General features: G+C 57.7%; 8 protein-coding genes. 6 read left to right on the forward strand and 2 right to left on the reverse strand.

Annotated elements, in window-relative coordinates; translation table 11 throughout:
* Positions 1-133: 133 nt before the first annotated feature.
* The gene (garD, locus tag RTY00_RS10215) at positions 134-1,693 is read right to left on the reverse strand and encodes a galactarate dehydratase (protein WP_312664347.1); all 1,560 of its coding nucleotides are present in this window, start codon (positions 1,691-1,693) and stop codon (positions 134-136) included.
* A 509-nt stretch (positions 1,694-2,202) separates the two neighbouring features.
* On the opposite strand from garD, the gene RTY00_RS10220 reads away from it, so the two are divergent.
* The 6 genes from RTY00_RS10220 to RTY00_RS10245 all read left to right on the forward strand — a co-directional run bounded on the left by RTY00_RS10220 (position 2,203) and on the right by RTY00_RS10245 (position 9,195).
* Positions 2,203-3,549 (forward strand): MFS transporter, encoded by a 1,347-nt coding sequence (locus RTY00_RS10220; RefSeq protein WP_312664348.1) that lies wholly within the window; start codon positions 2,203-2,205, stop codon positions 3,547-3,549.
* Positions 3,550-3,558: 9 nt separating this feature from the next.
* Positions 3,559-4,899, forward strand: a complete 1,341-nt coding sequence (locus RTY00_RS10225; protein WP_312664349.1) for an enolase C-terminal domain-like protein — start codon at positions 3,559-3,561, stop codon at positions 4,897-4,899.
* A 16-nt stretch (positions 4,900-4,915) separates the two neighbouring features.
* Positions 4,916-6,247, forward strand: coding sequence for a glucarate dehydratase (gudD, locus tag RTY00_RS10230; protein WP_110868303.1), 1,332 nt, complete (start codon positions 4,916-4,918; stop codon positions 6,245-6,247).
* 52 nt (positions 6,248-6,299) lie between these two features.
* Positions 6,300-7,067 (forward strand): 2-dehydro-3-deoxyglucarate aldolase, encoded by a 768-nt coding sequence (gene garL, locus RTY00_RS10235; protein WP_061719917.1) that lies wholly within the window; start codon positions 6,300-6,302, stop codon positions 7,065-7,067.
* Between the two features lie 19 nt (positions 7,068-7,086).
* Positions 7,087-7,971 carry a 2-hydroxy-3-oxopropionate reductase gene (gene garR / locus RTY00_RS10240; RefSeq protein ID WP_312664350.1) on the forward strand — a complete coding sequence of 295 codons (885 nt, stop codon included), beginning with the start codon at positions 7,087-7,089 and terminating at the stop codon, positions 7,969-7,971.
* A gap of 84 nt (positions 7,972-8,055) precedes the next feature.
* Positions 8,056-9,195, forward strand: a complete 1,140-nt coding sequence (locus tag RTY00_RS10245) for a glycerate kinase (protein WP_312664351.1) — start codon at positions 8,056-8,058, stop codon at positions 9,193-9,195.
* A gap of 95 nt (positions 9,196-9,290) precedes the next feature.
* On the opposite strand, the gene barA is transcribed toward RTY00_RS10245, so the two are convergent.
* The coding region (barA, locus tag RTY00_RS10250; RefSeq protein ID WP_312664352.1) for a two-component sensor histidine kinase BarA at positions 9,291-11,824 on the reverse strand (2,534 nt) is incomplete at its 5' end.

Consider the following 11,824-nt stretch of genomic DNA (forward strand, 5'->3'; position numbering starts at 1 on the left):
GTTGCTGTAATGACTTTTCCCTCGCCCTAACCCTCTCCCGCCAGCTGGAGAGGGAATATTTAGAGGGTGCAGCCCGCACGGTTTGTTCCCTCTCCCGCGAAGTGGGAGAGGGCTAGGGTGAGGGCAACAACCATCACGTCACCGGCGCCGGATTAAATACCGCCAGCTGATTACGAATCCCCCAACGATCCGACCACGTCTGTTTGCGCCCGCTGGCAATATCCAGAATCAACTCAAACAGTCGCCAACCGACCTGTTCAATACTCTCTTCGCCCGTCGCAATAGTTCCGGCATTAATATCCATCAAATCATGCCAGCGTTCGGCCAGCGCATTGCGCGTTGCCATCTTAATCACCGGAATGGCGGCTAAACCGTAAGGCGTGCCGCGCCCGGTGGTAAACACCTGCAAGGTAATGCCCGATGCAATCTGCTGGGTGCCACACACGAAATCGCTGGCTGGTGTTGCTGCATAAATTAGCCCGCGTTTGGTAGGGCGCTGACCTGGCGACAACACTTCAATAATTGGGCTGCGACCTGACTTCGCAATCGAGCCCAGCGCTTTCTCGACCACATTCGCCAGCCCGCCTTTTTTGTTGCCCGGCGAGGGATTGGCGCTGCGATCGGTTTGGCCCTGGCTGAGATAATCGTCATACCACGCCATCTCTTCCAGCAGCCGTTTGCCGACCGCTTCATCCACCACGCGCGGCGTCAGCAGATGAATGGCATCACGCACCTCGGTCACTTCTGAGAACATCACAGTTGCACCGCAGCGCACCAGCAAGTCGGAAGCAAATCCCACGGCGGGGTTCGCCGTTACTCCGGAGAAAGCATCGCTGCCGCCGCATTGCGTGCCGATCACCAGCGCTGATGCCGGACAGGTTTCGCGCTGGCGTTGATTGAGCTTTTTCAGATGGCGTTCGGCGACCTGCAGGATTTCATCCACCATCGCGCCAAAGCCGACCAGCCGCTCATCCTGCAACCGCACAATGTCGTTATCATCCAGCGAAATCGCCTGCACGTCCGGTGTGCCGGTCAGCAGACGTTCCGGTTGTAACTTCTCGCAGCCAAGGCTGACGATCATCACTTCGCCACCAAAATTGGGATTCAGTGCCAGGTTGTGAATGGTGCGAATCGGCACCACCGCGGCCGGCGCATTGATTGCCACGCCGCAGCCATACAGATGATTCAGCGCCACCACGCCATCGACATTGGGATAGCGCGGCAGCAAATCACGCTCAATGATTTGCACCACATAATCCACCACGCCCGCCACGCAGTGGACGCTGGTGGTGATACCGAGCAGGTTACGCGTGCCCACGCTGCCATCTGCGTTGCGATACCCTTCGAAGGTATAACCTTCCAGCGGCGGCAGCGCGGGCGGTACATTGTTTGCCAGCGGCAAACTGTTGAGCGGTGGCGCTTCGGGCAGCGCCACCAGAGATTCTTCAATCCAGCTACCTTGTGGGATCGGACGCAGCGCGTAGCCAATCACTTCACCATAGCGCAGGATCGCGCCCGCTTGCGGGATGTCGCTCAGCGCGACTTTATGTCCCTGCGGCACATGCTCCGTCAGTTGCAGCCCGTCGTCGAAACGGGTGCCGGACGGCAATCCCTGATTGTTGACCACGATCGCCACGTTATCGGCATCGTGCACTTTGATATAGAGCGGTTTTTCTGTCAGAGGACGGTTCATTGCTCACCTTCCAGTTCGTCGCACTGTACTTAGCAGCGCGGTTTAAAATACGTCGATCACGTCATCGTTTTTTGCCAGCCACAGTATATGCAGGGTTTTTTGCCGGATGCATTGTGCAACTGACTGGCTTTAAGGAGATTTAACAGGTGAATTTGGTTCGTTTATCCAAACGCAAGTGAATTGACTCACAAACTGCTATTGGCCTGTACGTTTACCAGGCAAAATCGCGATGGAAAAAAGCGTTCCGTGAGCCACGCCGCAGCGTTATGTGCAGATGCCATAAAATCATTCTCATTCGCCCTTAATCCTCATGCGTTCTTCCAGTGTTTCGCCTCCAGGCTGTTCCTATACTGATTCTCGTTCTTCAACGTTAGGTTATTCGTCACGACGCATCATCGTATTGCCAAATATAAAAATCGCCGTGTTTAACCCAACATCATTCTGATACCCAACGCGATGTGTATGCAGTCAGAGTGGATGTAGCGTTCGCTATATTTCAGGAGTGCATCATGAATAGTTTCAGCCAGACAGCGGAAGCGGTGCAAAAGCGCACCAATGCCCGTTACTGGATTGTGGTGATGTTATTTATCGTCACCTCGTTCAACTACGGTGACCGCGCAACCATTTCGATTGCCGGGTCGGCGATGTCCAAAGATATCGGCCTTGATTCGGTCGGCCTGGGCTACATCTTCTCCGCCTTCTCGTGGGCGTACGTTATTGGGCAGATTCCGGGCGGCTGGCTGCTCGACCGCTTCGGCTCAAAACGCGTCTACTTCTGGAGCATCTTCCTCTGGTCGCTGTTCACCTTACTGCAGGGCTTTGTCGATCTGTTCAGCGGCTTTGGCATTATCATTTCGCTGTTCCTTTTGCGTTTCCTGGTCGGCCTGGCGGAAGCGCCATCCTTCCCCGGCAACAGCCGCATTGTTGCGGCCTGGTTCCCGGCGCAGGAGCGCGGCACCGCAGTAGCGATCTTCAACTCAGCGCAATACTTCGCCACGGTGATCTTCGCGCCGATCATGGGTTGGCTGGTCTCCGAAGTGGGCTGGGCGCACGTGTTCTGGTTCATGGGCGGATTGGGCATCATCCTCAGCTTCATCTGGCTGAAAGTGATCCACGATCCCACCAATCATCCAGGCGTCAACAAAGCCGAGCTGGAGTACATGGAGCAGGGCGGCGCGTTGATCAACATGGATGTCAAAAAGGACGATCGCAAAGTGAGCTGGAGCGAGAAGTGGTTCCAGATCAAACAGCTGCTGACTTCCCGCATGATGTTGGGCATCTATCTCGGCCAATACTGCGTCAACGCCTTAACTTACTTCTTTATTACCTGGTTCCCGGTGTATCTGGTGCAGGCGCGCGGCATGTCAATCCTGAAGGCGGGCTTTATTGCCTCGATTCCAGCGGTGTGCGGCTTCCTTGGTGGCGTATTGGGCGGGGTGATTTCTGATTACCTGATGCGTAAAACCGGTTCGCTGAATATCGCGCGTAAAACGCCGATTGTGCTTGGCATGCTGCTCTCCATTTCGATGGTGATGTGTAACTACACCGACACCGAATGGGTGGTGGTGTTCTTCATGGCGCTGGCGTTCTTCGGCAAAGGCATTGGCGCGCTGGGTTGGGCGGTGATGGCAGATACTGCACCGAAAGAGATCAGCGGTTTGAGCGGCGGTTTGTTCAACATGTTCGGTAACTTCTCCGGCATCGTCACGCCAATCGCTATCGGTTACATCATCGCCACCAGTGGATCCTTTGAAGGCGCACTGATTTATGTCGGTATTCATGCCTTTGTCGCCGCATTTAGCTTCCTGGTGATTGCCGGCGATATCAAACGCGTCGAACTGAAAACCAGGCCATAAGGACGGACTATGACTACGCAAAGTACGCCGGTCATCACCGACATGCAGGTGATTCCGGTTGCCGGTTACGACAGCATGCTGCTCAACATCGGTGGCGCGCACAGCGCCTGCTTCACCCGCAATATTGTGGTGCTCACTGACAGCGCCGGACATACCGGCGTCGGTGAAGCGCCGGGCGGTGAAACCATCTACCAAACGCTGATTGAGGCGATTCCGCAGGTAAAAGGCCAGCAGGTTGCGCGCATGAATCGTCTGGTGCAGCAGGTGCACAAAGGCAATCAGTCGGCGGATTTCGATACCTTCGGCAAAGGCGCGTGGACCTTCGAGCTGCGCGTCAATGCGGTGGCCGCGCTGGAAGCCGCGCTGCTCGATCTGCTCGGCCAATGCCTCGGCGTGCCGGTAGCGGAACTGCTCGGACCGGGCCAACAGCGCGATGAAGTCACGGTGCTCGGTTATCTGTTTTATCTCGGCGATCGTCGCAAAACCGATTTGCCCTATCTAACCGGCGAAAATGCCAGCCACGATTGGTATCACTTGCGCCATCAGGAGGCGCTGACGCCGGAATCCGTGGTGCGGCTGGCGGAAGCGGCGCAGGACAAATACGGCTTCAAAGATTTCAAACTCAAAGGCGGCGTGCTGCCGGGTGAGCAGGAAATTGAATCAGCGGCAGCGCTGAAAAAACGCTTCCCCGATGCGCGCATCACCGTCGATCCCAACGGTGCCTGGACGCTCGACGAAGCCATTCGCTTGTGTAAAGGCATGGGCGATGTGCTGACCTACGCCGAAGATCCGTGCGGTGCCGAGCAGGGCTATTCCGGTCGCGAAGTGATGGCCGAATTCCGTCGTGCGACAGGCTTGCCGGTCGCCACCAACATGATTGCCACCAACTGGCGCGAAATGAACCACGCGGTGATGCTCAACTCTGTCGATATCCCGCTGGCCGATCCGCACTTCTGGACGTTGAGCGGCGCGGTGCGCGTGGCGCAGCTGTGCGACGACTGGGGATTAACCTGGGGCTGTCACTCCAATAACCACTTCGATATTTCGCTGGCGATGTTCACCCACGTTGGCGCGGCTGCGCCGGGCAAACCCACCGCCATTGATACGCACTGGATTTGGCAGGAGGGCGATCAGCGCCTGACCAAAGAACCGCTGCAGATCCGCAACGGCAAAATCGCCGTGCCGGATAAGCCGGGCCTCGGCGTCGAGCTGGATTGGGATCGTCTGCATCAGGCCAACGCTTTGTACAAATCGCTGCCGGCGGGCGCACGTAATGACGCCACCGCTATGCAGTATCTGGTTCCCAATTGGTCATTCGACCGCAAGCGTCCAGCATTTGGTCGCGGCTAAGTCTAAGGAGCAGGAAATGAGTCAGACACCGAAAATTACATCGCTGCAGGTCATTCCGGTGGCCGGTCACGACAGCATGTTGCTCAACCTGAGCGGCGCGCATTCACCGTTCTTCACCCGCAATATCGTCATCATTAAAGACAATGCCGGACATACCGGCGTGGGTGAGATTCCGGGCGGCGAAAAGATTCGTCAGACGCTGGAAGATGCGGCGGCGCTGGTGGTGCAGAAAACCGTTGGCGAATACAAAAACATCCTCAATCTGGTGCGCAGCACCTTTGCCGACCGCGATTCCAGCGGGCGCGGCAACCAAACCTTTGATTTGCGTACCACCATTCACGTGGTGACCGGCATCGAAGCGGCGCTGCTCGATCTGCTGGGGCAGCACCTGGGCGTGAACGTCGCCTCGCTGCTCGGCGATGGTCAGCAGCGCGATCGTGTGGAAATGCTCGGCTACCTGTTCTACGTCGGTGACCGCAAGAAAACCTCGCTGCCGTATCAGAGCCAGGAAAATGATAAATGCGATTGGTATCGCCTGCGCCATGAAGAAGCGCTGACGCCGGATACGGTGGTGCGCCTGGCGGAAGCGGCGTATGAAAAATATGGCTTTAACGATTTCAAACTGAAAGGCGGCGTGCTGCGCGGCGGCGAAGAGGCCGAAGCGGTAACGGCGCTGGCGAAGCGCTTCCCGCAGGCGCGCGTCACGCTCGATCCTAACGGTGCATGGTCGCTGAACGAGGCGATTCTGCTCGGTAAGCAGCTGAAAGGCGTGCTGGCCTATGCGGAAGATCCGTGCGGTGCTGAGCAAGGCTATTCCGGTCGTGAAGTGATGGCTGAGTTCCGCCGCGCCACCGGCATGCCGACCGCCACCAACATGATCGCCACCGACTGGCGTCAGATGGGCCACACGCTGTCGCTGCAATCGGTTGATATCCCGCTGGCCGACCCGCACTTCTGGACGATGCAGGGTTCGGTACGCGTGGCGCAGATGTGCCACGACTTCGGCCTGACGTGGGGCTCGCACTCTAACAACCACTTCGACATCTCACTGGCGATGTTTACCCACGTTGCCGCCGCCGCACCGGGCGCGATTACTGCCATCGATACCCACTGGATTTGGCAGGAAGGCAATCAGCGCCTGACCAAAGAGCCGTTCCAGATTAAAGGTGGCATGGTGCAGGTGCCGCAAAAACCGGGCCTCGGCGTCGAGCTGGATATGGATCAGGTGATGCAGGCCAACGCGCTGTATCAGAAACACGGTTTGGGCGCGCGCGATGATGCGCAAGCCATGCAGTTCCTCGTACCGAACTGGACCTTCGATAACAAGCGTCCGTGCCTGGTGCGCTAACTTTTCCGGCTCCCCGCGCGGGAGCCTGCTGTAACCGACAGGAGTGAAGACAATGAGCAATGCCTGGCCGAACCCTTTTCGTCGCCGTTTGCTGGCAGGAGAAACCCTGATTGGCAGCTGGTGCGCGCTGGCTAATCCCCTTACCACCGAAGTGCTGGGCCTGGCGGGCTTTGACTGGCTGGTACTGGATGGCGAACACGCGCCAAACGACATCACCACCTTTGTGCCGCAGCTGATGGCGCTGAAGGGCAGCCACAGCGCGCCGGTGGTGCGTCCGCCGTGCAACGAACCGATCATCATCAAGCGCTTGCTGGATATCGGCTTCTATAACTTCCTCGTGCCGTTTGTGGAAACCGAAGAAGAGGCGATTCGCGCGGTGGCATCAACTCGCTATCCACCGGCTGGCATTCGCGGTGTCTCGGTTTCGCACCGCAGCAACATGTACGGCACGCTGCCGGACTACAACAGCACCATCAACGATAACATCACGGTGCTGGTGCAGATCGAAACGCAACAGGCGGTGGACAATATCGATGCTATTGCCGCAGTCGATGGTGTCGATGGCATCTTCGTTGGGCCGGGCGATCTCTCGGCAGCGCTCGGCTATCTCGGCCAGCCTGCGCATCCCGAAGTATTGAAAGTGATTAAACACGTATTTGAACGCGCCAAAGCGGCGGGGAAACCGAGCGGGATTCTGGCGCCGGTGGAAGCCGATGCGCGCCGTTATCTAGAGTGGGGCGCCAGCTTTGTGGCGGTAGGCAGCGATCTGGGCGTGTTCCGTAACGCCACGCAGGCGCTGTGTGACAAATTTAAAAAATAACTGACTGAGAGGAAAGGCAATGAAAATTGGATTTATCGGCCTCGGCATCATGGGCAAACCGATGAGTAAAAACCTGGTGAAAGCCGGTTATTCGCTGGTGGTGCGCGACCATAATGTTAGCAACGAAGCAGAGCTGGTGGAGCTGGGCGCCACCGTGGCGAAGACGCCAAAAGAGGTAGCAGAACAGGTAGATGTGTTGATCACCATGGTTCCGAACTCGCCGCAGGTTAAAGAGGTGTGCCTCGGCGCTAACGGCATCATCGAAGGCGCGAAGCCGGGTCTGATCGTGATCGACATGAGTTCCATTGCGCCGTTAGCCAGCCGTGAAGTGCATGATGCGCTGGCGGCGAAAGGCATCAAAATGCTCGATGCGCCGGTGAGCGGCGGCGAGCCGAAAGCGATTGAAGGCACGCTGTCGGTGATGGTCGGCGGTGATAAAGCGGTGTTCGATCAGTGCTTCGACATCATGAAAGCGATGGCGGGTTCGGTGGTTCACACCGGCGACATTGGCGCGGGTAACGTCACCAAGCTGGCGAATCAGGTGATCGTGGCGCTCAACATCGCGGCAATGTCAGAAGCGCTGTCGCTGGCGACCAAAGCGGGCGTTAATCCTGAGCTGGTTTATCAGGCGATTCGTGGTGGCCTGGCGGGCAGCACCGTGCTGGATGCCAAAGCGCCGATGGTGCTGGATCGTAACTTCAAGCCGGGCTTCCGTATCGATCTGCACATCAAAGATCTGGCCAATGCGCTGGATACCTCACACGAGATTGGCGCGCATCTGCCGCTGACCGCTGCGGTCATGGAGATGATGCAGGCGCTCAAGGTGGACGGACAGGGCACTTCCGACCATAGCGCGCTGGCCTGCTATTATGAAAAATTAGCGAAAGTTGAGATCACCCGGTAGTGCAATCGTCCGGCGTCTGCGGATGCCGGGCGGCTCGCTGCCTTCGCAGGACGGATGTCCGTCATCAACCGCGCTGGATTGCCTATGAAAATTGTCATCGCACCGGATTCATATAAAGAGAGTTTATCCGCCCTGGAAGTGGCTTCGGCGATTGAAGCGGGATTCCGCGAGATCTTTCCTGAAGCTGACTACGTGAAAATACCGGTTGCCGACGGTGGCGAAGGCACGGTTGAAGCGATGGTGGCGGCAACGCAGGGAAACATTGTCCGGCTGACGGTTACTGGACCGCTCGGCAAGCCAGTGGAAGCGTTCTACGGTTTGTCAGGCGATGAGCGCACCGCGTTTATCGAAATGGCGGCGGCCAGCGGGCTGGAGTTAGTGCCCGCCGCACAGCGCGATCCGCTGATTACCACTTCGTTTGGCACCGGCGAGCTGATTAAAGATGCGCTCGATCGCGGTGTCGATCACATCATCATCGGTATTGGCGGCAGCGCCACCAACGATGGCGGTTCCGGCATGATGCAGGCGCTGGGCGCACAGCTGCTGGATGAGCACGGCAAGGAAATTGCCTATGGCGGCGGTGCATTGCCGCAGCTGGCACACATTGATATCGGACAGCTGGATGCGCGCATTAAAGAGTGCCGCTTTGAAGTGGCCTGCGATGTCAGTAATCCGCTTACCGGTGAAAAGGGCGCGTCGGCGATTTTTGGTCCGCAAAAGGGCGCAACGCCGGAGCTGGTGCAGCAACTGGACAAAGCACTGGAACATTACGCCACCTTGATTCATCGCGATCTGGATATTGATGTTTTACACATTGATGGCGGCGGCGCGGCGGGCGGCATGGGCGCGGCGCTGCATGCGTTTTGCCAGGCCGAGTTGCGCAGCGGTATTGAGATTGTCACTGAAGCATTGGGACTGGCTGAGCAGGTGAAAGATGCCGATCTGGTGATTACCGGCGAAGGGCGCATTGATAGCCAGAGCATCAACGGCAAGGTGCCGATTGGTGTGGCAAAAGTCGCAAAGCAGTTTAATAAGCCGGTGATTGGCATTGCCGGAAGTTTGACGGCGGATGTCGGCGTGGTGCATCAACATGGGCTGGATGCGGTGTTCAGCGTGTTGTTTAGCATTTGTTCGCTGGAAGACGCGCTGGCCAATGCGGCGCAGAACGTGCGTTTGACGGCGCGCAATGTGGCGGCGGTGATTAAAGTTGGGAAAGTGCTGTAAGCCAGGTCGCCATGAATGGCGACCCTACAAATGCGTACGCATAATGACGTCGTAGGGTCGGCATTTATGCCGACCTGGCCCATCAGCGCACCGCACTAACCCAACGCCAACAGCTTCCTCGCCTCTCGCGCCACGTTCGCCATCTCATCGCTCAACTCCAGCAGCTCCGGCTCAAGCGCGTCGATATCACTCTCCTGATGCAAACTCTTCTCCAGCTGCTGACAAAGCTGCTTCAGGCGCGGCACGCCGCTGTAGCTGGCGCTGCCGTGCAGCTTGTGAATAATCTCGCGCAATCCCACCACATCATTACTCGCCATCGCACTCTCAACGCGCTCTTCCACTTCCGGCAGGAAATCTAGCAGCATTTGCAGCAGATCGCGGGCTAAATCAGGTTTATTGGCGGCCTGACGCAGCGCTAGTGTCCAATCCAGCGACGGCGCAACTTCCGGCGGTTGCGGCTGCGACGCGACCCGGTTCGGCGCGTAGCGTTGCAGCAGTTGGCTCAGTTTGTCCTCGTCAATCGGCTTCGCCAGATAGTCATTCATGCCAGCATTGATAAGCTGCGCACGTTCACCATCCAACGCATGCGCGGTTACGGCGACAATCGGTGTGGTGGCGTGCAGCGGCAGGCTGCGGATGATTTCGCTGGCGCGGATGCCATCGATATCCGGCATCTGGATATCCATCAGAATCACGTCCAGCTTGTGTAGGCGCGCCTGGCGAATCGCCTGCTCGGCGTTATCACACAGAATGATGTGCTGCACCTGCTCCTCGAGCAGCGCGCCAATCAGTTTCAGGTTGGCGGGATTGTCATCCACCGCCATCACCGTCAGCGGCTGACGTGCGCCGCGCGGCAGCGCATCGCTTTGCCAGTCATGTAAGTCCAGCAGCATTGGCAGCAAGCGCGTCAACGAAACCGGCTTGGCGATACAACCGGCAATGCCGCGCGCCCGCAAGTCGTCGGCAAACAGCATCATTTCACTCGGCAGCGCCAGCAGCACCGAATCGGCACGCGCATGCAGACGCGCAATCAACGCATCCGACAGCGTCGCAGGATGCGGCTCGGTGACCGGCAAGCCCATCAGCAGCAGCGGGAAGTGCGTATCGGGCATCTCTTCGAGGCTGGAGAAGTGCTGCACCTGTAACGGTGTGATGCTCAGCATCTCCTGCACCGCTTTCGCCACCGCCGGATGTGGCTCGATATACGCCAGCGGCGTGGCACGCAAATCATCCAGCATGCGCGGAATGGCCGGTGCGTTCGGATTGAGATCGAGATGAATATGCACCCAGAAGGTCGAGCCCTGATTTTGACGGCTGTGGAAGGCAATTTCGCCGCCCATTTCGCTCACCAGTTTCTGCGTGATCACCAACCCTAAACCGGTGCCGCCATGACGACGTGAAATACTGGCATCGGCCTGGCGAAACGCCTGGAACAGCTGCGACTGCTGCTGTTCGGAGATACCGATGCCGGTGTCATGCACCTGAATCTCCAGCTCAGCACGCGTGTTGCTGATGCTGCGCAGCTCGACGCGCAGATCGATATGTCCGTGCTCGGTGAATTTAATCGCGTTGCCAATCAGGTTGATCATGATCTGCTGCAGGCGCAGCGGATCGCCAATCACGTTGTCCGGCACCTGTTTTTCCAGGCACACGGTAATTTCCAGCCCTTTGTCGTGGGCGGACGGCGCCAGCAGCACCAGCGTTTCATCCAGCGTGGCGCGCAGCGGGAACGGGATAGACTCCAGCACCAGCTTGCCGGCTTCCAGTTTCGAGAAATCGAGCACGTCGTTAATGATGCTCAGCAGGTTATTCGCCGAACGCTCGATGGTGCTCATGTAGTCGCGCTGGTTGGTGCTCAGCCCGGTTTTCAGCATCTGGCGGGTAAAGCCAATTACGCCGTTCAGCGGCGTTCGCAGCTCGTGCGACATGTTGGCGAGAAACTCTGATTTGATGCGAGCCGCTTCCTGCGCGCGCTTCTTCGCCAGATCCAGCTCCACGTTCTGAATCTCCAGCTGTTCCAGCGTTTCGCGTAGATCGTAAGTCGCCTGATCGATGTTCTGCTGCATCTCTTCGTGATAGGCGGTGAGCGACATCGCCATGGCGTTGATACCGTTTTTCAGAATGCTCAGCTCGCCCAGCATGTAGCCATCCACGCGACTGTCCAGCTGGCCGCGGCGAATGCGGTCCACGGTGGTGACCATGTTGCGAATCGGGCCGGTGACGTCGCGCATCAGGCGATAGGCAAATAGCATGGCGATGCACAGGCAGAACAGCAGCAGTAGCGTGGCGACAAACACCTCTTTGTACTGCTCCAGCCGCACCGATTGCAGATCCAGCTCGATCGCCACATAACCCAGCGGGTTCCCGGCGGGTTTGGCATCCTCGCCCGGCAGCTCATCCACCGAATAGCGTTCGGAGATGATTGGCGTGCGCAAAATCATCACATTGCCTTGCCGTTCCACCGAGACGCCATCTTCCAGCGTTGAGATGTCCTCTTTCTGTAATAACGAGAGGTTTTGGTTGTTATTCGAGGTGACGTAGACGTGATTGTTGTTGTCGAAAATGGTGATGGCACGGACAATATTGGAGTGGCGGCGATGCAGCAGGCTGACTAATTCGCGAATCGCAT

It is taken from the genome of Pantoea sp. CTOTU49201 (assembly GCF_032054795.1).
Classification (GTDB): Bacteria; Pseudomonadota; Gammaproteobacteria; order Enterobacterales; family Enterobacteriaceae; genus Pantoea; species Pantoea symbiotica.